The sequence below is a fragment of the Micromonospora sp. 15K316 genome (assembly GCF_004348525.1).
Classification (GTDB): domain Bacteria; phylum Actinomycetota; class Actinomycetes; order Mycobacteriales; family Micromonosporaceae; genus Micromonospora.
Genome location: NZ_SMKG01000101.1, coordinates 1 through 21,122 on the forward strand (window position 1 = coordinate 1; position 21,122 = coordinate 21,122).

15 protein-coding genes are annotated in these 21,122 nt (G+C 72.9%); all 15 read right to left on the reverse strand.

Features of this window, described 5'->3' with window-relative positions; translation table 11 throughout:
- Positions 1–1,855, reverse strand: a 1,855-nt coding sequence (locus tag E1211_RS19255; protein WP_132350394.1) for a ThuA domain-containing protein, incomplete at its 3' end; no start/stop codon positions are given.
- A 77-nt stretch (positions 1,856–1,932) separates the two neighbouring features.
- The gene (locus E1211_RS19260; RefSeq protein WP_132350395.1) at positions 1,933–4,806 is read right to left on the reverse strand and encodes a PQQ-dependent sugar dehydrogenase; all 2,874 of its coding nucleotides are present in this window, start codon (positions 4,804–4,806) and stop codon (positions 1,933–1,935) included.
- A 306-nt stretch (positions 4,807–5,112) separates the two neighbouring features.
- Entirely contained in the window at positions 5,113–6,180 is a 1,068-nt protein-coding gene (locus E1211_RS19265; protein WP_132350396.1) for a polyprenyl synthetase family protein, read from the reverse strand.
- On the reverse strand, positions 6,177–7,583 hold the full coding sequence (locus tag E1211_RS19270) for an alkaline phosphatase family protein (protein ID WP_165947293.1): 1,407 nt from the start codon (positions 7,581–7,583) through the stop codon (positions 6,177–6,179). Before E1211_RS19270 ends, E1211_RS19265 begins: the two co-directional genes overlap by 4 nt.
- Entirely contained in the window at positions 7,580–8,827 is a 1,248-nt protein-coding gene (eboE, locus tag E1211_RS19275; RefSeq protein ID WP_132350397.1) for a metabolite traffic protein EboE, read from the reverse strand. The genes E1211_RS19270 and eboE overlap by 4 nt, the downstream gene beginning before the upstream one ends.
- Complete coding sequence (locus E1211_RS19280; RefSeq protein WP_132350398.1) at positions 8,827–9,684, reverse strand: TatD family hydrolase; 858 nt, start codon at positions 9,682–9,684, stop codon at positions 8,827–8,829. The genes eboE and E1211_RS19280 overlap by 1 nt, the downstream gene beginning before the upstream one ends.
- The gene (locus E1211_RS19285) at positions 9,684–10,304 is read right to left on the reverse strand and encodes an EboA domain-containing protein (protein WP_132350399.1); all 621 of its coding nucleotides are present in this window, start codon (positions 10,302–10,304) and stop codon (positions 9,684–9,686) included. The genes E1211_RS19280 and E1211_RS19285 overlap by 1 nt, the downstream gene beginning before the upstream one ends.
- Before the next feature lie 189 nt (positions 10,305–10,493).
- A complete protein-coding gene (locus E1211_RS19290; RefSeq protein WP_132350400.1) occupies positions 10,494–11,492 on the reverse strand; it encodes a sugar phosphate isomerase/epimerase in 999 nt (332 codons plus the stop codon).
- Positions 11,489–12,586: an SCO3242 family prenyltransferase gene (locus E1211_RS19295; protein WP_132350401.1), complete on the reverse strand. Its 1,098-nt coding sequence runs from the start codon at positions 12,584–12,586 to the stop codon at positions 11,489–11,491. The genes E1211_RS19290 and E1211_RS19295 overlap by 4 nt, the downstream gene beginning before the upstream one ends.
- A complete protein-coding gene (locus tag E1211_RS19300; RefSeq protein ID WP_132350402.1) occupies positions 12,570–13,736 on the reverse strand; it encodes an inositol-3-phosphate synthase in 1,167 nt (388 codons plus the stop codon). Before E1211_RS19300 ends, E1211_RS19295 begins: the two co-directional genes overlap by 17 nt.
- Before the next feature lie 607 nt (positions 13,737–14,343).
- Positions 14,344–15,543, reverse strand: coding sequence for a Gfo/Idh/MocA family protein (locus tag E1211_RS19305; protein WP_132350406.1), 1,200 nt, complete (start codon positions 15,541–15,543; stop codon positions 14,344–14,346).
- Between the two features lie 54 nt (positions 15,544–15,597).
- Complete coding sequence (locus E1211_RS19310) at positions 15,598–16,659, reverse strand: substrate-binding domain-containing protein (protein WP_132350403.1); 1,062 nt, start codon at positions 16,657–16,659, stop codon at positions 15,598–15,600.
- Positions 16,660–16,755: 96 nt separating this feature from the next.
- Complete coding sequence (locus E1211_RS19315; RefSeq protein WP_132350404.1) at positions 16,756–17,871, reverse strand: ABC transporter permease; 1,116 nt, start codon at positions 17,869–17,871, stop codon at positions 16,756–16,758.
- Positions 17,868–19,430: a sugar ABC transporter ATP-binding protein gene (locus tag E1211_RS19320; protein ID WP_132350407.1), complete on the reverse strand. Its 1,563-nt coding sequence runs from the start codon at positions 19,428–19,430 to the stop codon at positions 17,868–17,870. The genes E1211_RS19315 and E1211_RS19320 overlap by 4 nt, the downstream gene beginning before the upstream one ends.
- A gap of 183 nt (positions 19,431–19,613) precedes the next feature.
- A complete protein-coding gene (locus E1211_RS19325) occupies positions 19,614–20,792 on the reverse strand; it encodes an ROK family protein (protein ID WP_132350408.1) in 1,179 nt (392 codons plus the stop codon).
- Positions 20,793–21,122: the final 330 nt, after the last annotated feature.

A 21,122-nucleotide genomic window follows, 5' to 3' on the forward strand; every position in this document is an offset into this window, starting at 1 on the left:
CCGACCACGACTGCGCCGCACTCCCGTTACAGGTGTAGAGCTGGACCTGCGTACCGTCCGCCGTCGCGCCGTTACGCACGTCCAGACACTTCCCCGCCAGACCCCGGATCGGACCCGTGCCGGGCGTGCCCCCGCTCCCCCGCACCAACGTGAAGTCGTCCACGTCGAAGAGGCCACCACCCGACCCGGTGAAGGTCAGGTAGAGGTTCTGCGTGCCGGACGGCACGCCGGAGAGGGTCGTGGTGACGTCCGCGAAGGTGTTCCAGCCACCGGTGTTCGGCACCGCCACCGAGCCGAGCACCGGGCCGGTGGTCGAGCCGGTCCGCACCTGGATGGTGCCGCCCGGGCCGCCGGAGACCACCCGCGCCCGCAACGACGTCACGCCGGTCAGGTCGAGCCCGTTGTACGCGGCCCAGTCGCCCGGCTCGACGTAGCCGAGGGTCTGGCCGCCGTTCGCGCCCGCCTTGCCGACCGCGCTGACCCCGCCGGCCGAGCTGAACGCCTCGGCCTGGACGGTGAGGTTGCCGCCCGGCGGGGGCGTACCGCCGAGCTCCTTGATCCGGACGTTGCGGAACGAGACGTCGTCCCCGGTGCCGTGGTTCTGCAGGCCGATGTGCCCGGCGAGCGAGCGGGCCGGGTTGGTGTTCGTGAAGTCGTTGATCTTCACGCCGTTGAGGAAGACCTGGAGCCGCTCCCCCTCGACCAGCAGCTCGTAGCTGTTCCACTCCCCCGGCGGGTTGAGCGCCGCGTCCCGGGCCGCCAGGTCGGCGGACTTGAAGGTGTAGACCGCGCCGGTGGTCCGGTCGGCCGCGTCCGTGGCGTCGATCTGCACCTCGTACCCGTTGTCCACGGCGGACCACGGGTCACTCGACGGCGGGAAGCCGATGAAGACGCCGGAGTTGTCGTCGCCGGCCATCCGCCAGTCGAGCTTGAGGGAGTAGTTGGTGAACTGCTTCGCACTGTGCCAGAACAGCCCCATGCCACCGACCGAGGTGAGGGTGGCGTCCGTGTTGGTGAAGCTGCCCGGCCCGGCCTGCGACCAGCCGGTGGTCGAGCCGTTGTAGAGGGTGGTGTAGCCGGTCTCGGGCCGGCAGTCGGCCTTGGTGCGGCCGGCGGCGTAGCGGATGCCGCCGAGCAGGTGGGCGCGGAACGCGGGCTCGGCGTACGACGCCTGGGTGTGACCGCCGCCGGTGTAGAAGGCCCGACCACCGTTGTACGTCTTGCACCAGGAGTGCGGGTGGTCGGCTCCCATCCCGCCGCCCGAGTAGGAGGACTCGTCGAGGGTGGCCAGCACCCGTGCCGTGGAGCGAGCGTTGGTCTGGTAGTTGTACCACTCGTCGGTACGGGTCCAGGTCTGCGGCAGGTGCGCGCTCGCCGCGTGGGCCCGGTTCTCCACCTTCACGTTGGCCTGCTGGATCGCCGGGTGCGAGGCGAAGTACGCACCGACCAGGTTGCCGTAGAAGGACCAGCCGTACTCGGTGTCGGCGGCGGCGTGCACCCCGACGTAGCCGCCGCCCGAGCCGATGTACTGCTCGAAGGCGGTCTGCTGGGCGGCGTTGAGCACGTCGCCGGTGGTGTTGAGGAAGACCACCGCCTCGTACTGGGCGAGGTTGCCGGTGCTGAAGGCGGCGGCGTCCTCGGTCGCGGTGACCGTGAAGCTGTTCGCCGCGCCGAGGTCGCGGATGGCCTGGGTGCCGACCGCGATCGAGTCGTGCCGGAAACCGGCGGTCTTGGAGAAGACCAGCACGTCGTACGGGGTGTCGGCGGCGCTGGCCGGGGTGGCGGGGCTGGTGCAGGCGATGACGGCGAGGGCAGCGGTGGCCCCACCGAGGACGGATCGCAGAAGTCTGCGCATCTCAGCTCTCCTCGAAATGGTCAGGAGGGGCCCCTCGCCCCCACGATATGCGTCGACGAGGGGCCCTTCCGCTCAACTCAGGGCAGGATCCACTTCTGGTTCGCCGCACCCGTGCAACTCCACAGGTGCACCGGCGTGCTGTCGGCCGAGTTGTTCCCCGACACATCCAGACACTTACCCGACTGCGGATTACGCACCGTCCCATCCGCCTGCGCCGACCAGTTCTGCGCACCCGAACCGTTACACGTCCACAACTGGATCTTCGTACCGTCCGCCGAACCACCACCGGACACATCCAGACACTTACCCAACGCCCGCACCGTCGAATTCGGCGTCACCGACCACGACTGCGCCGCACTCCCGTTACAGGTGTAGAGCTGGACCTGCGTACCGTCCGCCGTCGCGCCGTTACGCACGTCCAGACACTTCCCCGCCAGACCCCGGATCGGACCCGTGCCGGGCGTCCCCCCACCGCCGGTGTTCAGCGTGAAGGTGTCCACGTCGTAGAGCGCCCCGGTGCCCGACCCGGCGAAGGTCAGGTAGAGCGTGGTGGTGCCGGTGGGCGGGTTGCCGACCGTGCCGGTGACCGTGGTGAAGGTCTCCCAGCCGCCGGTGACGGGGACGGTGGCCGAGCCGATCACCGTGCCGGTGGCCGAGCCGGTCCGTAGCTGGAGGGTGCCGCCGGCGCCGGCCGACGAGACCCGGGCGGTGAACGAGGTGACGTTGCCGACCTGGTACGGGTCGAAGGCGATCCAGTCACCGTTGTGGATGTCACCGACGGTCTTGCCGCCCTCGGCCGCGGCCTTGTCGAAGGTGTTGATCCCCGACGAGGTCTTGAAGTGCTCGGCCTGGCGGTGGCGGGGCTGGAGGATGTGCTGGGTGTGCGTGGTGAGCCCGCCCGCGTCGGTGTACTCGGCGTCGAAGATGGCGAAGATGTTCGCCGCGTAGTCGTGCTCGCCGTCGACCGAGATGGCGATCGTGCCGGAGCAGCCGTTCTGCGAGGTGATCTGGTGCCCGTGCTGGTCGTGCCCGAGCACGTAGGTCATCTTGACCTTGGTGCAGTCGATCGTGCCGTCCTCCGGGTCGGTGACCGTGATGCTGAACGGCACCGAGTCGCCGAAGGAGAAGAGCTTGCCGTTGCCCGGGTTGGTGATGGTCACCGTGGGCGCGGTGTTGCCCACGCTCACCACCACGCTGGCGCTGCCGGTGGCACCCTGCGGGTCGCGTACGGTCAGCGTCGCCGTGTACGTGCCGTTGGCGGTGTAGGTCTTCGTCGGGTTGGCCGCCGTGGAGGTGGTGCCGTCACCGAACGCCCACTGGTACGTCAGCGCCGAGCCCTCCGGGTCCGAGGAGCCGGCCGAGGAGAAGGCCACGGTCAGCGGCGCGGCGCCGGAGGTCTTGTCGGCCGCCGCCCGGGCCGTGGGCGCGCGGTTGCCGCCGCCGATGTAGTCGAAGCGGTAGAGCGCGGAGTTCGCGTCCCCGTTGAAGTAGCCGGTGCCGTAGTCGAGGACGTAGTACGCGCCGTCCGGGCCGAAGGCCGAGTCCATCACCTGCTTGCCGACCCAGGGGAAGGTGTCGATGGTGCCCCGGGAGCCGTCGGCGTTGACGTGGATCGGCTTGATCCAGCCCCGGCCGAACTCGGTGGCGAAGAACTGACCGTCGAAGGACTGCGGGAACTTCGTGGTCGAGGGGTTGGCGGCGTTGTACCGGTAGACCGGGCCGCCCATCGGGGACTCCGACCCGCCACCGAACTCGGACGGGCTGCCGGCGTCGCCGCCGTAGCGGATCCAGGCGGGCTGGGCCGGTGGCAGGGTGCCCCGGCCGGTGTTGCGGAACGAGTTGTTCGTCGGGCCGCCGGTGCAGTTGAACTTCGGGCCGGTGGCGTTGGTGGCGAAGTTCCACTCGTTGTACGTCTCGGTGCTGGTGTTCGTGCCGGTGCAGTACGGCCAGCCGTAGTTGCCCGGCGCGGCGACCCGGTTGAACTCGACCTGACCGGCCGGGCCGCGGGTGGCGCTGGTCGAGCCGGCGTCCGGCCCGTAGTCGCCGACGTAGACGACGCCGGTGGCCTTGTCGACGCTCATCCGGAACGGGTTGCGGAAGCCCATCGCGTAGATCTCGGCGCGGGCGCCCGTCGTGCCGGGCGCGAAGAGGTTGCCCGTCGGGATGGAGTACGTCCCGTTCGCGTTCACCTTGATGCGGAGGATCTTGCCGCGCAGGTCGTTGGTGTTCCCGGCGCTGCGTTGCGCGTCGAAGCCCGGGTTGCGGTTGGTGCGCTCGTCGATCGGCGCGTAGCCGGCGGAGTCGAACGGGTTGGTGTCGTCACCCGTGGAGAGGTAGAGGTTGCCGGCGGCGTCGAAGTCGATGTCACCACCGACGTGGCAGCAGAGGCCGCGGTCGGCGGGTACGTCGAGCACGTCGACCCGGCTGGCCTGGTTGACGGTGAAGTCGGCGTTGAGGGTGAACCGGGAGAGCCGGTTGACGCCCTGCCAGGCGGAGAAGTCGGTGCCGGTGGCCGGCGCGTCACCGGCGGGAGTGGAGAGCGGCGGCGCGTAGTAGAGGAAGATCTGCCGGTTGCTGGCGAAGTTCGGGTCCACCCCGACGCCCTGCAGGCCCTCCTCGTCGTGGGTGTAGACGGGGATCGTGCCGATCACCGTGGTGGTGCCGTTCGCGTCGGTGCGCCGCAGGGTGCCGTTGCGCGCGGTGTGCAGCACCGAGCGGTCCGGCAGCACGGCCAGCGACATCGGCTCACCCATCTCGGCGACGCCGCGGGCGAGTTCGACCTGCTGGAAGTCGGTGGCGTTGATCGGGTGCGCCTGCGCGGGCGTGGCGCCGCCGAGGGCGGCGGGGCCGGCGCCGAGGGCCACCGTGCCGGCCGCGGCGACCAGCAGCAGGGCCGAACCGGCGGTGAACCATCGTCGGGGGCGGTGGTGGGGGTTGTCCCGTCTGGGCATGGTGTGGCTGTCCCTTCCTGACGACTGACTGCCAGGGCGGGGCGCGCGCCGACGCGCCGGGGCCGTAGCGGGTTGTGCGGTGGGGGGCCGCCGGTGTGCCGATCCGGCGGCCGTGAGCACTCCGACGGTGGAGCCACCCGCGCGGAGGGTCACCAGTCGATGGGTTACCGCGCCGCCGGTTCACCTCGACGAAACAGTGGGGTATTGGCCACGACACTAAGTGAGATACTTGAATGTGTCTATACCTTCTGCCGAACCGGCCCGGACTTTCGCTCGATCGGTGGAAAGTCGTTCGGGTGCGGCCGGTCAGGAGCGGCGGTCGATCGCCTGCTCGGCCAGCCCGACCAGAGCCGTACGGGTCTCGCCGTCCACCGGCGCCTGTTCGAGTGCGGTCAACGCCTGCTCGGTGCGGACCCGGATCATCTGCTCGATCCGGGCCCGCGCGCCGGTCGCCTCGATGATCGTACGCAGCTCGGCCGCGCCGTCGGCGTCCAGCTCCGGATTGCCGAAGAGCTCCCGCAGCCGGGTCGTCTGCGCCCGGTCGGCGGCGCTGCGGGCCAGCGCCATCATCACCGTCGGCTTGCCCTCGCGCAGGTCGTCCAGGATCGACTTGCCGGTGACCGCCGGATCACCGAAGACCCCGAGCACGTCGTCGCGGAGCTGGAACGCGTCGCCCAGCGGGTCGCCGAACTCGGCGAACGCCTCGACCAGCTCCGGCGGGCCGCCGGCCAGCGCCGCACCGATCTGCAACGGCCGGGTGACCGTGTAGCGGGCGGCCTTCATCCGGATCACGGTCAGCGCGCTCGCCACCGAGCCGTCCCCGACCCCGGAGACGAGATCCAGGTACTCCCCCGCGATCACCTCCGTACGCATCAGCGCGAACATCGCGTACCCCCGGTGCACCTGCTCGGTGGGCAGGCCGCACTCGTGGAACATCTGGTCCGACCAGGCGGCGCAGAGGTCCCCGCAGAGCAGGGCCGTGTTGCGCCCGTACGCCTCCGGATCGCCCCGCCACGACGACCGCGCGTGCAGGTCGGCGAAGAGCCGGTGCACCGACGGCTCGCCCCGACGGCGGTCACTGCCGTCGAGGATGTCGTCGTGGATCAGGGCGAAGGCGTGGAAGAGCTCCAGGGCGGCCGAGGCCATCACGATGGGTGCGCCGTCCTCACCCCCGCCACCGCGCCAGCCCCAGTAGCAGAAGAGCGGACGCAGGCGCTTCCCGCCGGCCAGCACGAACCGCTGCAACGCCGTGAAGACGCCGCGCGGCGCCCCGTCCGGCCAGTCCGGCCCCTGACGGTCGAGGAACGCGGCCAGCTCGGCGTCGAAGCGCGCCCGCAGGCCGCCCACGTCGGTCGGCGCAACCGTGACCGTCACCGGGTGTCCCCCTTCGTGGCCCCGCCGAGCCCGGCGAGCTCCAGCAGCAGCGACTTCACGTCCGTCGCCGCCAGCCGCTCCCGGGCCGCGCTCGGGTCCGAGCAGAGCAGCACCGGCCCGTCCGCGGGGTCGGCCGGCAGCCGCCCGTGCGAGCCGCGGACCGCCCGCGCGCCCGCGTCCAACCCCACCACGCTCATCAGGTAGCGCATGCCGAGCTTCTTGCGGGCCAGGGCCACAGCCGCCCGGCGCTTCGCCGCGGCCGGCGCGGCCGGGTCGAAGAAGAGCTCGGCCGGGTCGTACCCGGGCTTACGGTGGATCTCCACGAGCCGGGCGAAGTCCGGCGCCCGGGCGTCGTCCAGCCAGTAGTAGTAGGTGAACCAGGCGTCCGGCTCCGCCACCAGCACCAGCTCGCCGGCGCGCTCATGGTCCAGCCCGTACGCGGCCTTACCCTCGGCGTCCAGCACCTCGGCCACCCCGGGCAGGCCGGCGCAGAGCTTCGCCACCGCCGCCACGTCCGCCGGGTCCCGCACGTAGACGTGCGCGACCTGGTGGTCGGCGACCGCGAACGCCCGCGACGTCCACGGATCCAGGTACTCCATCCCGGCCTGGGTGTGCACCCGCAGCAGCCCCTCGGCACGCAGCAGCCGGTTGACGTCCACCGGGCGGGACACGTCGGTGATGCCGTACTCCGACAGCACCACCACTGTCGCGTCCCGGGCCTGCGCGGCGTCGAGCAGCGGGCCGAGCACCCCGTCCAGCTCGGCCGCCGCGGCCGCCGCCTGCGCCGAGGAAGCGCCGTACCGTTGCAGGTCGTAGTCGAGGTGCGGCACGTAGACCAGGGTCAGATCCGGCGCCTGGTCGGCGAGGATCTGCTCGGCCGCCCGGCAGATCCAGGCGGAGGAGGCCAGCCCGGCGCCCGGACCCCAGTAGCTGAAGAGGGGGAAGGTGCCGAGCCGGCCGGTGAGCGCCTCGTGCAGCTGCGGCGGGTCGGTGTAGCAGTCCGGGTCCTTGCGCCCGTCCGCGTGGTAGATCGGCCGGGGCGTGACCGTCCAGTCGACGTCCGCGCCCATCGCGTACCACCAGCAGACGTTCGCCACGGTGTAGCCGGGCTCGACCCGCCGGGCCGCCTGCCAGAGCTTCTCCCCGCCGACGAGGGCGTTGTGCTGCCGCCAGAGCAGCACGTCGCCGAGCTCCCGGAAGTACCAGCCGTTGCCCACGACGCCGTGCCCGGCGGGCGGCTCCCCGGTGAGGAACGTGGACTGCACCGAGCAGGTCACCGCCGGCAGCACGGTGCCGAGCTCCGCCCGGAAGCCCCGGTCGGCGACGCCCCGCAGCCGGGGCATGTGCGCCAGCAGTCGCGGGGTCAGCCCCACCACGTCCAGCACCACCAGACGACGACTCATGCCGGCACCTCGCTCCGCTCGACGCCGCCGCGCGGCGATCCCTGATCCAGAACGCCCGCCGGACCCGGCCGGTCGACGGGCACGAGGCCGAGCGCGGTCAGCTCGGCCCGGGCGAAGGCGAGCTCGGCGGCGATCCCCGAGGCCAGCTCCGCGTCGGTGCGGGGACGCCGCGCCTGCGGCAGCACCCCCCAGGTGTACGTCTCGACGTCGAGGTGGTCGCAGCCCGCGTCCGGGCCGCCGAAGAGCTCGGTCAACGCGGCGCGCAGCACCGGCACCGTCGACTCCAGCGGCGCCTCGGGCGGCGCGTGCAACGGCACGTGGTAGTGCACCCGCCACCGCCCCCGCAGCCGCGCGTCGAGCGCGGCGTCGAGGTCGTCCGCCGCGTACGCCGGATCGGCCGGGTCGTGGCCGCCCGCGCAGCCGGCGGCCCGGGTCTGGTGCAGGAAGCGCGGCTCCACCCAACGCCGCAGCGCCTCGGCGGAGCCGACCGGGTCGGCCGCCTCCAACGCGGCCGACACCTGCACCTTCACCACCGGCAGACCGGCCGCGCGCAACCGGGCCAGCGCCTCGGCCGGCTCCTCCCAGGCGCAGGCGAGGTGCGCGAGGTCGACGCACACGCCGAGCCGTTCGGTGTCCATTGCGGACAGCATGGCGGCGGATTGTTTCGTGCTCTCCACCAGGCAGCCGGGCTCCGGCTCGAACCCGACCCGGATCCGCCGGCCCGTCTCCCGCTCCACCTCGGCGAGCCCGGCGGCGAGCTGGTCCAGCCGTTCGCGGGCCGCCCCGGCCCGAGCGGCGTCCCAGGGCGACCGCCAGGCCAGCGGCAGGGTGGAGATGGAGCCGCGGGCCGCGTCGTCGGGGAGCAGATCGGCGAGGACCCGCGCCAGGTCCAGGGTGTAGGTGAGCCGGTCCGCCGTGGTCCAGTCCGGGTGGTAGACGTCGCCCTTGACCACCGGGGCCTGGAAGGCGGCGTACGGGAAGCCGTTGAGGGTGACCACCTCCAGGCCCCGCGCGGCCAGCTCGGCCCGCAGCCGGCGCCGGGCGGCCGGCTCGGCGGCCAACTCGGCGGCGACCGGGGCGGCCAGCCAGAGCCCCAGGCCGAGCAGGTCGGAGCCGAGCTCCTGGCGGACCGGCAGGGCGTAGGTGTCGAGTTGCGCGAGGATGCCGGCGAGGTCCTCGGCGGGGTGCACGTTGGTGCAGTAGCCGAGGTGGACTGTCTCGCCGGACGCATGCCGCAGCCGCATCAGCTCCCCCCGCGCAGGATCGAGTTGCCGGCGAAGGTGGCGCTCGGCGGGGCGAGGTCGGCCGGGTCCAGGTCGAGCCGCTTGGACTGGCCGTAGAACTCCACCGGGTTGCGCCACAGCACCTGGTCGACGTCGTCCGCGCTGAATCCGGCCGCCAGCATCGCCTCGCCGGTGGCCCGGGTGAGCAGCGGGTCCGAGCGGCCCCAGTCGGCCGCCGAGTTGACCAGCATCCGCTCGGTGCCGTGCTCCCGCAGGATCTCCACCATCCGCGGTGGCGACATCTTCGTGTCCGGGTAGATGGAGAAGCCGAGCCAGCAGCCGGTCTCCCGGGCCAGTGGCACCGTCACCTCGTTGAGGTGATCGAGCACGACGCGGCCGGGCTCGATGCCGGACTCGCGGACCACCGCGAGGCTCCGCTCCACGCCCCGGGCCTTGTCCCGGTGCGGGGTGTGCACCAGCGCCGGAAGGTCGTGCGCCACCGCGAGCGCGAGCTGCGCGGCGAACGCCTCGTCCTCCTCCGGGGTCATCGAGTCGTACCCGATCTCGCCGACCGCCACCACGCCGTCCTTCTCCAGGTAGTCGGGGAGCAGGTCGAGCACCGGCCGGCAACGCGGGTCGTTGGCCTCCTTCGGGTTCAGCGCGATCGTGGCGTGGTGCCGGACGCCGAACTGCCCGGCCCGGAACGGCTCCCACCCGATGAGCGAGTCGAAGTAGTCGGTGAACGAGGCGGGGCCGGTACGCGGCTGCCCGAGCCAGAACGCCGGCTCCACCACGGCCCGGACGCCGGCGGCGGCCATCCGCTCGTAGTCGTCGGTGGTGCGCGAGGTCATGTGGATGTGCGGGTCGAAGATGCGCATCACGCCTCCCGGGCGGTGGGTCGGCCGGAGCCGGCGGTGAGCCGGTCGAGCAGGTCGGTGGCGTCGGCGGGCAGGTCCCGCCCGGCCGCGTGCCGTTCGTCGGCGAGGCCGGCGAGCATCACGGCCAGCTCGCCGTCGGCGCGGGTGTCGAGGTCGGCCACGACAGCCAGCGGCACCCCGCTGAAGACGCACTTCAGCACCGCCTGCCGCCACGCCGCCGCGTCGAGGTGCCGGGCGTACGGGCCGAGCGCGGCGGCGACCAGGCGGGTGTCGTTGGTCCGGATCGCGTCGTGCAGCAGGGGCACCCCCGCGTCGCCGATCGGCAGCAGCGGCAACGCCTTGAGCACGGCCCGCTTTTCGGCCGCGTCACCCCGCCGGTAGAGGGTGTCGGCGTACCCGGCGTGGTCGGTGGGCAGGGTGGTGAGCAGCAGCGCGCGGGTGGCCTCGTCGGCGGTCCAACCGGGCGCGTCGGGCAGGGCGGCCCGACCGCAGCGCCGGCCGGCGGCCGGGAAGAACCGGGTGATCGTGGCCGGGTCGGCTGCCACCTGTCGCAGCGCCTCGTCCAGCCAGTCCGGGTCGGGTACGCCCCTCAGGGCCACCCGCAGATGATCCGCTGTCATCGTGCCTCCCCTCGGCGCCGCTCCGGAGACGGAGCCTGCGCGGTATCGCCCTGGGTGCCCGGGCGTCGCCCGTCGCGCCGGAAGCCGCGGCGGTGGCCGTGGCCCGTCGCGGCGTCGCGGCCGGAGAGCCGTCCGCCGTGCGGTCGTGCTGCCGGCGTGGGGACGCCTCGGACCCCCTCTGCTCTGCACCTACATACGCACCGGGGCCGTTCCGGTCGACGACACGTCGGTGGGTGCAGAGCGGGGTACGGCCGGAGCGGGCACGGCCGGGGACGGGGCCGGCGGGTCCGCCTCGCCCGGCAGTGTGCGCGCTCGCGCTGCGGCGTCGCGCAGGAACTCCAGCGAACGCGCGGCGACGGCGGGGGCGGCGTGCGAGTGCCGGGGCAGCTCCACGGCGACGAGGCCGTGGTAGCCGGCGTCGTCCAGCGCCCGCAGCACCGGCGGGAAGTCGATCTCACCCTCGCCGAACTCGAGGTGTTCGTGCACCCCCCGGCGCATGTCGTCGATCTGGACGTTGACCAGGTGCTCGGCGACCTCGTGGACGCAGCGGTCCACCGGTTGGGGCTCCAGGCAGCGGCAGTGCCCGATGTCGAGGGTGATGCCGAAGCAGGGTGGGCCGTCGAGCGCGGCGCGCAGCCGCCGCCAGCCGGCGATGTCCTCGACCAGCATGCCCGGCTCCGGCTCGAAGCCCAGCTGCACGCCGGCCCGGTCGGCGGCGTCGACCACCGTGGCGCAGCCGGCGACCAGCCGGTCCCACGCGGCCCGGGGCGGGACGTGCTCGGGGCGTACGCCGGCCCAGAACGACACCGCCTCCGCGCCCAGGTCGGCGCCGATCCGGACGGCCCGGCGCAGGAACTCGACGCGGCGGGTCGAGTCGTCGTGCAGCAGCGTCGGCGCGTGCTTCTGCCACGGGTCGAGCAGGTAGCGCGCGCCCGTCTCGATCATCACCCCGAGCCCGAGGGCGTCCAACCGCCGCCGCAGCGACGTGACGCGGCGCGGCAGGCCCGGCGCGAACGGGTCGAGGTGATCGTGGTCGAGGGTGAGCGCCACACCGTGGTATCCGAGGTCGGCGAGGACGGCGAGCGCGTCGTCGAGGCGGTGGTTGGCGAAGCCGTTCGTGCCGTACCCGAAGCGGGGGCCGGCGTCCGTGGGGCGTTCGAACGCCGCAGCGGCGGGCGTGGTGCTCATGTCGGCGACACCTTCCGCGCCAGCCGCCGCCCCAGCGGCGCCGCGGCGGCGACCACCAGGCCCAGCAAACCGGCCCCGCCGCGTGCGGTGAGCGCGCCCTGCAGCGCGGGCAGTCCGGTGATCCCCGCCCCGACCGCGGCCCGGACCCGGCCGGCGCTGGGCTCGGCCACCACCCGGGCCTGCGCGGTGCCGTAACCGGCGGCGTACCACGCGGCGAGCGCCGCCGGCACCACGGCGGCGAGCGTGCCCCGCAATGACGTGCCGTTTCCATCCCCGGACCCGCGACCCGGGCTCAGGCGGGCCGGGATGCGGGCGGTTCGGCGCGGAGTCGCGTGGGCGCCGCCGCGACGAGCGTCCGCACCGGACGGGGTGGCGGGTTCCGCGTCGACGCCGCCCCCGGCCTGATGCGCGGCGGCGCGGGCGTCGCCTCGGCGGGCACCTCTCCGCCCGAGCAGCGCACGGCCGGTGAGGTCGCGGTCGGGAGCGCGCCGGGCGGCCCGGGCGGCGGTCGCCGCGACCACTGCGGTGCCGGCCAGGGTGCCGATCGGCAGCGCCGGGTCGGCCCCGCTGACCTCCCGGCGGGAGAGCGCGGTGACCGTCCAGGTGTGCGCGGCGACGGTGAGCGCCGCCGGCAGCGCGCGGGTCAGCCGACCGCCGCTCGCGCCGAGCAGCACGTCCAGCCCACGGCACGCCGCCATCACGGCCGGGCCGGCCGCGGTGTTCTTCGCGCGCAGGTCGTACCCCCAGACGGTGGCGGCCAGCGGCACCGCGACCGCGGCGGCGCGGCGGCCCCCGGCGGCGGTGGCGAGGGCGACCCCGGCGGCGGTGAGCCCGGCGGCGAGACCGACAGCGGTGCCCGGCCGGATCCGGCCACTGGGGATGGGGCGCTCCGGCCGTTCGACGGCGTCCAGCCCCCGGTCCGCCCAGTCGTTGGCGGCCATCCCGGCCCAGTAGAGCAGCACCGACGCGCCGGCGAGCGCGGGCGTACGCCGGTCGAGCGTGCCGGCCGCGGCGGCGCCGGCGACGACGTCACCGGGGACGGAGAGGGCGGCCGGCGCGCGGACCAGCTCGGCCAGGTCAGCCAGCGTGGCCATCAGTGCCCCCGGACCCGTCGTGCAGGCTCCGCGTGAAGGTCACGAGCCGGGCCCACTGCTCGGCGAGCGAGTGGGTCGGCGAGCCGAGCGGGTCCTTGAAGAAGAAGGCCAGCTCGGTCAGCGGGCCGACCTCCCCGGCGGCGTGCGCGGCCGCGGTGAGCCGGGCCAGGTCGAGCACCAGGGGCGCGGCGAGCGCGGAGTCGCAGCCGTGCCAGCTGAACTCCATCCGCATCCGGGTGCCGAGGAAGCCGGAGAAGGTGATCAGATCCCAGGCCGTCTTGAAGTCGCCGAGCTCCTCCACGAAGTCGATCCGGGTCTCGCCCTGCGGCAGGTAGCCCAACGTCTCGCCGAGCACGCGCTGCTTGCTCTCCACCTTCGCGGCGTTGGCGCCCGGGTCGACGAGGTTGGCGCCGTCACCGCCGCCGAGCAGGTTGAGCCCGGACCAGGAGCGCACCCGCAGGTGCCGCATCGCGAACATCGGGGCGAGCACCGACTTGACCAGGGTCTCCCCCGTCTTGCCGTCGTGCCCGGCGTAGGGCAGTCCACGCTCGACGGCCAGCGCGTGCAGGGCGGGCAGCCGCGCCCCGGTCGAGGGGGTGAAGTCGACGTACGGGCAGCCGGCCTCCAGGGCCGCGTAGGCGTAGAGGGAGCTGGGCGGCAGCACCTCCTGCGGGCCGGTCAGCGCGGCCCGCAGCGCGGCCGGATCGGCGTGCCCGGGATGAGGGTGGGCGGGCGGCTCGGTCGCCGAGACGTTGACCACGATCAGCCGGTCCAGTTGGTGCCGGTCGCGGAAGCCGATCAGATCCCGCGCGGCGGCGACGGCCCGGACCGCCTGGGTCGCGCCGGTCGGCGCGGGGCGCAGCTCCTCCTCGACCGCGGCCAGTTCGTCGGGGAGCGCGGCGACCAGCCGGCCGGGCAGCACGCCGGCGGCGGCCAGCGCCTCGGCGCGCTTGCACAGCGGGGTGGTGACCACGTCGTGGCCCCCGTAGACCAGGTCTGCGAAGGCGGGAAGGGCGGGCCCGCGCAGCTCGGGAAGTTCGGTGACGCAGCCGGTAGGCCCGGCGAGGCCGGCCCGCAGGGCGAGCCCTCCCACGATGCTCGTGGTCGCGACCGATCCGCGCGCTCCCACCAGCCAGACGCCCGTACGCATGGCGCTCCTTCCCCGATCAGGAGGACCGTTGTGCATCGAATTACATTGATATCAGAAGTTGCTTCGGAAAACTATGGGTTCGAGCGGATGGGCCCCGTCCGCCCGTCCGCCGGGGCGGTCCGGCGCCGAAGTCGGCGGCGACGGCGCCGGCCGGACCCCGGTTCGGGTGCGGACGGACGGGGCTGGCAGGCAGGGTCGGTCGGCGTCTCGACCCTGCCTCCCCCGCATCCGCGTCGGGGCGGTGGCCCGCCGCCCCGGCCGGACGTCTCAATGGTGGAGGTTCACCGCGGGTCGGCGGGAACGGTCGGTGACGGTCCGCGAGAGGTCGACGTGCCATCGCTCCTCCGGATCGTCGACGGTGGTGGCCCTCCGGTGCGACCGGGGAATCCCGGTCCGGCCGCACCGGCGAGCCGTCCTGCGTGTGCCTACCGGGCACCGGGCCCGGGCGCACTCCCTCCGGTCTCGACCTCGTTCCGGCCGCGGGGCGCAACCGCGGCCGGCCCTCGCCGGTCGGAACGGAGGTACTGGTCGGGCGGGGCGGCGACGCCGCCACCGCGAGCGGATCGGGGGTCGGTCAGGCCGGGCGCCCGGCCGGACCGGAATCGGGTCAGACGGCCACCGCGGCGAGCGCGGGTTCCACCTCCGTCCACGACGAACCCAACTCGGCCGAGCGGGCCACCGCGTCCAGCACCAACTGGACCTGCAGCGCGTCGGCGAAGGAGGGGGCCGGGTCGGCGCCGGTGGCGATCGCCTCGACGAAGTCGCGCATCTGGTGCGTGAACGAGTGCTCGTAGCCGATGATGTGCCCCGGCGGCCACCAGGCCGACATGTACGGGTGCTCGCCCTCGGTCACCAGGATGCGGCTGAACCCCTGCTCGGCCGTCGGCCGCGTCGCGTCGTAGAACTCCAGCTCGTTGAGGCGTTCCAGGTCGAACACCACGCTGCCCAGCGAGCCGTTGATCTCCACCCGCAGGGCGTTCTTGCGACCGGTGGCGAAGCGGCTCGCCTCGTACGTGGCGAGCGCGCCGCCGTCCAGCCGGGCCACGAAGAGCGCGGCGTCGTCCACGGTCACCGGGCCGGTGGCCGGTCCGGCCCCGTCGACGACCTGACCGTCACCGCCGTTCGCCGAGGCGGCCAACCCGCTCGACTCGGCGGGCAGCGGCCGCTCCTTGACGAACGTCTCGGTCACCGCGCTGACCCCCGTGATCCGCTGGCCGGTCACGTACTGGGTCAGGTCGATGATGTGCGCGCCGATGTCGCCGAGCGCGCCGGACCCAGCCCTGTCCTTCTGCAGCCGCCAGACCAGCGGGAACTGCGGGTCCACGATCCAGTCCTGCAGGTACACCGCCCGGACGTGCCGGATCACTCCGAGCCGTCCGTCGGCGACCAGCTGGCGCATCATCGTGACCGCGGGCACCCGGCGGTAGTTGAATCCGCACATCGACCGCACACCGGCGGCCTGGGCCGTGGCCGCCGCGGCGGCCATCTCCCTCGCCTCCTGCACTGTGTTCGCCAGCGGCTTCTCGCACAGCACGTGCTTGCCGGCGGCCAACGCGGCGAGTGCGATCTCGGCGTGGCTGTCGCCCGGAGTGCAGACGTCGACGACGTCGATGTCGTCCCGGTCGATCAGGTCACGCCAGTCGGTGGTGTACGCCTCCCAACCGAGCCGGTCGGCGGCCTCGGCCACCTTCCCGGAGTCCCGGCCGCAGATCAACGCCATCCGGGCCCGCGCCGGCAGGTCGTACACGCGGTTCACGGTGCGCCACGCCTGCGAGTGCGCGGCGCCCATGAACGCGTAGCCGACCATGCCGACCCGCAGTTGCTTACCTGTAGTGGACAAGGTGGGTCTCCCCCCAATGTGTCAGAACCCGAGCTTGAGGTAGTTGCTCGCGTTCTCCTTCGTGATCGTCTCGGAGGCGAGGATGATCTCCTTGGGCACCTGGAGCTCCACCAGGTCGGACATGCCCTTGCCCTGGGCGATCAGCCGGGCCAGCGAGATGGCCGAGGACGCCATCGACGGGCTGTAGGTGACGGTCGCCTTGAGCACGGTGTTGTCCGCCTGGATGTCCTCGATCGCCTTCTTCGAGCCGGCGCCGCCGACCATGAAGAACTCCTTGCGGTTGGCCTGGGTGACCGCGGCCAACACACCGATGCCCTGGTCGTCGTCGTGGTTCCAGATCGCGTCGATCTTCGGCAGCGCCTGGAACAGGCTGGTCGCGGCCTGCTGGCCGGAGTCGGCGGTGAACTCCGCCGGACGGCGGTTGTTCACCGTCAGCCCGTTCTGGCGGAGGGTGTCGGCGAAGCCCTTCGAGCGCTCCTGGGTCAGCTCCAGGGAGTCGGTGCCGGCGATCTCGCCGATGATCGGGTTGCTGACGCCCTTGGCCTTGAGCTGGTCGATGATGAAGTGGGCGGCGGCGACCCCCATGCCGTAGTTGTCGCCCTTGATCTGGAGCCGGTAGGCCAGCGCGTCGGGGAAGGCCCGGTCCAGGTTCACCACCGGGATGCCGGCCTTCATCGCCTCCAGGCCGGCGGCGTTGAGTTCCTTGCCGTCGTGCGGCAGCAGGACGATGACGTCCGGCTTCTGCGAGATCAGCGTGGAGAGCGCCGCCCGCTGCGCCGCCGCGTCCGCGCCGGCTTCGACCGTTTTGAACTCCACATCGGAGTACGCGCCGGCCTGCGCCTTGGCGTTGGTGGTGATCGCGGCCAGCCAGCCGTGGTCGGCGGCCGGGGCGGAGAAGCCGATCGTCACCCGCTCGCCCGGGGCGGCGTTACCGCCGGCCGCGGCGTCGGCCCCCTTGGTCTGCGCGGCGCTCGGCTGATCGGATTCGTTGCTGGTGCAACCGGCGAGCAGCACGCCGGCGCCGACGGCAGCCCCGCCGAAGAGCAGGCGGCGGCGGGACAGGTCGCGACTGTGCTCGGTCATGACGACCTCCTGAATTCGCGGTGGTGGGAGTGGGAAAAAGGGTGTGCGGGGCCCGGTCACCGTCGCCTGCACGGTGACCGGGTGTGCTGCGGTGGGTCAGTTGGTGGTGAGCCGGTTACGTCCGAGGAACTGGGTGAGGCTGCGGAACTGCACCTGTTGGACCAGGACGGCCGCGACGATGATGCCGCCCTTGACCATGTTCTGGGCCTCGGTGGTGAGACCGTTGATCGCGAAGAGATTGGTGATCGTCGAGAAGATGATCACCCCGAGTAGGGAGCCGATGATGGTGCCCCGCCCGCCGCTGAGCAGCGTGCCGCCGATGATCGCGGCGGCGATCGCGTCGAGCTCGTAGAGGTTCGCCATCGCCGCCTGGGCCGAGGTGGCCTGGGCGGTGAGCATGATCGCGGCGATGCCGCAGCAGAGACCGGAGAGCGCGTAGAGCAACACCGTGTGCCGCTTGACGTCGATGCCGGCCAGCCGGGCCGCCTCCGGGTTCCCGCCCACCGCCACCGTGCGCCGCCCGAACGTGGTGCGGTTGAGCAGCACCCACCCGGCGAGCACCACCGCGGCGAGGATGTAGACCAGCAGCGGGATACCGAGCAGGTTGGTGCTGGCGATGCCGTTGATGGTGGTGTTCTCCGAGACCTGGGTCTGCTTGTCGGAGAGCTCGGCGGCCAGACCGCGGGCGGCCACCAGCATCGCCAGCGTGGCGATGAACGGCACCAGCCGGCCGTACGAGATGAGCACCCCGTTGACCAGACCGACGCCGAGACCGACGGCGAGCGCGCAGAAGATCATGCCGCCGGCGCCGTAGCTCTGGGTGGCCACCGTGGTCGCCCAGACCCCGGCCAGCGCGACGATCGCGCCGACCGACAGGTCGATGCCGCCGCCGATGATGACGAAGGTCATCCCCACCGTGACCACACCGACCACGGAGGCCAGCTTGAGGATGACGAGGATGTTGCTCCACACCCAGCTGGAGTCGCCGTAGAGATCGGGTCGGGTGATGACGCCGATGACGATCAACGCCACCAGCACCCCGATGAGCCAGAGATTCCGCCGCGCCCCCTCGCCGCCTTCGCCACGCCACCAGGAGAGCCGGCCCGCGCCCCGCTGCTCGGCCGCCGCGGTCTCCGCCGGATCGACCGGCGGAGACTGCGCCGGTAGCTGCGCCGGCCGCTCCGGGGTGGAGGTGTCGGTCACGTCGCTCATGCCGCCGCGCCTTCCATCAGGGACCCCGCCATGACGAGGTCGAGGACGGTGTTCTCGTCAAGTTCGCCGGCCGGGGCCTCGCGGACGACCCGCCCCTCCCGCATCACCAGCACCCGGTCGGCCAGGCCGAGCACCTCGGGAACCTCGCTGGAGACCAGCAGCACCCCGACGCCGCGCTCGGCGAGGGCGCGGATGACCTGGTAGAGCTCGGCCCGCGCGCCGACGTCGACGCCCCGGGTCGGCTCGTCGAGCAGCAGCAGCTTCGTGTCGCCGAGCAACCAGCGCCCGACCACCACCTTCTGCTGGTTCCCGCCGGACAGGGTGCGGACCGGGCGGCGCACGTCGCGCGGACGCAACTCCAGGCTCTCCGCGATCCGGTCCGCCTCCGCGCGCTCGCGTCCGGTGTCGGTGAAGCCCGCCCGTGCGTACCGGGCGAACGTGGCCAGGGTGACGTTGCGGTAGACGGGCTCGCCGAGCAGCAACGCCTGGCTCTTGCGCTCCTCCGGGGCCATGCCCATCCCGGCGCGTACCGCCGCGCCGACGCTGCCGGGGCGCAGCACCCGACCGGCCATCCGCACCGTGCCCGCCTCGGGCCGCCGGGCGCCGTAGATCGTCTCCAGCAGCTCGGAACGACCGGACCCGACCAGCCCGGCGATGCCGACGACCTCACCGGGGCGCACCCGCAGCGACACGTCGGTGAACTCGCCGGCCCGGGTGAGCCCCTCCACCTCGAGCAGGTCGGCGTCCGCCGGGGTGGCGTCGGCCGGGCGTTCCGGGAAGACGTACTCGATGGTGCGGCCGGTCATCCGGTTGACCAGGTCGCGGGTCGGGGTGTCGCGGGCCGGCAGGTTCGCCGCGGTGGTCCGGCCGTCCTTGAGTACGGTCACCCGGTCACCGATCTCGCGGATCTCCTCGAGCCGGTGCGAGATGTAGATGACGGCGATGCCCTGCGCGGTCAGCTCACGGATGATGCGGAACAGGTTGCCGACCTCGTCGTGGGCGAGCACGGCGCTCGGCTCGTCCATGATGATCAGCCGCGCCTCGTGGGAGAGCGCGCGAGCCATGCTGACGACCTGCTTGCCGGCGGCCGGCAGCGCACGGACCATTCGGTTCGGCGGGATCTCGGCGTGCCCGAGCCGACCGAGGATCTGCCGGGTACGTCGCGCCATGTGGCCGCGGCGCACGAAGCCGAGCCGGCGCGGCTCGTGTCCGAGGAAGGCGTTCTCGCTGACCGAGAGGTCCTCGACGAGATCCAGCTCCTGATAGATCGTGGCGATGCCCGCGCGCATCGCGGCCTGCGGGTTGGCGAAGCTGACCGGCTCACCGCGCCACTCGACCTGGCCGGTGTCGGGCCGGTGCACCCCGGAGAGCACCTTGATCAGGGTCGACTTGCCCGCGCCGTTCTGGCCGAGCAGGCAGTGCACCTCGCCGGCACGGACCTCCAGCTGCACGCCGTCGAGGGCCCGTACGCCCGGAAAGGTCTTGACCACGTCGGTGAGGCGCAACACCACCTCGCCCGCGACGGCGTCGGCCGGCGCCTCGAGCAGCGGGGCGTCCATGGACCCGCCCTCCGCGCTGCCGCCCGTCGGGCTCGCTTCCCGTTCGGTCACCACGCCTCCTTCCGCTCGATCAAACCCGGTCCAGCTACGACTGCGGGGCTCGCAAACCCGGCTCACTCCTCGCGCTCACGGCAACCCCGGCTCGCAACTGCGGGGCTCGCAAACCCGGCTCACTCCTCGCGCTCACGATGCCTCCCCGAACGCGACGTCGCTGGCGAGCACCGCCGCGCCGGCGACCCCGGCCCGCGGGCCGAGCTCGGAGAGGACGACGGGCAGGTTGCCGGTGGCCAACGGCAGCGACCGGCGGTAGACCACGCTGCGGATCTCGGCGAGCAGGATGTGACCGAGCTGGGCGAGGCCGCCACCGATCACGATCATGGAGGGGTTCGCGAAGCTCACCAGCCCGGCCAGCACGCCGCCGACCCGCCGCCCCCCGTCACGGATCAGCTGGATACAGGTCACGTCTCCCTCGACGGCGCCCTCGGCGACGTCGAGAGCGGTCACCACGCCGTTGGCGGCCAGCCGGTCGGCGAGCGCCGCCGAGGTCCCGCTGCGGGCGGCGGTGGCAGCCTCCTTGGCCAGCGCGGCGCCACTGAAGAGCGCCTCCAGGCAGCCGATGTTGCCGCAGGAGCACATCGGCCCGTGCGAGTCGACCTGGATGTGGCCGATGTCGCCGGCGCAGCCGTCGGTGCCCCGGTAGACCTCGCCACTGAGGTAGATGCCACAGCCGATACCCGTACCGATCTTGACGAACAGGAAGTCGTCGACCGAGTGCGCGACCCCGCCGTGCCGCTCGCCGATCGCCATGATGTTGACGTCGTTGTCGACCACCGCCGGGCAGCCGTGCTCGCGGGAGAGCAGTTCGCGTACCGGGAAGCGGTCCCAGCCGGGCATGATCGGCGGTGACACGGGCAGCCCGTCACGGAAGCTCACCGGGCCGGGCACGCCGACGCCGACGCCGTCCAGCCGCTCGTACGCGCCGTCGACCTTCGCCTTGTGCAGCAGCTCGTTGACCCGTTGCAGGATCACCTTCGGACCGGAGCGGATGTCGGCCGCCTCCGCGTACGCGGCGACCGGTTCGAGCCGCCCGTTGACCACCTCGACGTCGATCGACGAGGCGCCGAGGTCGACCGCGGCGAAGCGCAGCCGCGGGTTGAGTTCGACAAGTGTGGACCGACGCCCGCCGCGGGACGCGGCCAGCCCGGCCTCGGCGACGTAGCCGAGTTTGACGAGTCGCTCCAGCTCGGCCAGGAGCCGGGGGCGGGGCATCTGCAACCGGTCGCCGAGTTCGGCCCGGGAGACGGCCCCCTCGTCGCGGAGCAACCGCAGGAGGCGTACGTGCAGTGGGTCGTCGGTCCGCACTGGACTCACCTCCACATCGGCATCCTTCACATCGACGTGCCGTCTATGCGTTGTGTTCGACACAGTAGGAGTCTTCCGAGCCGCATGTCCAGGGCTTCGGCTGATCCGTCGCTAACTTTTGCTCATTCGGACAGAAGTTTTGGTAGCGGCAGGCACCGCGGAGCCCCGGATCGGCGGTTGGATCACCGACCGTGCGAGTGACGCCTGCCCGGCGCCGGGGGCGCGTGGCGACCACCCACTCGGGCCGACTTTCGGCCCGGCGGCCCGACCAGACCCCCGGACACCGGGCCCCCGGCCACCGCACACATCTCGACGGAGCCCGCCCGCACC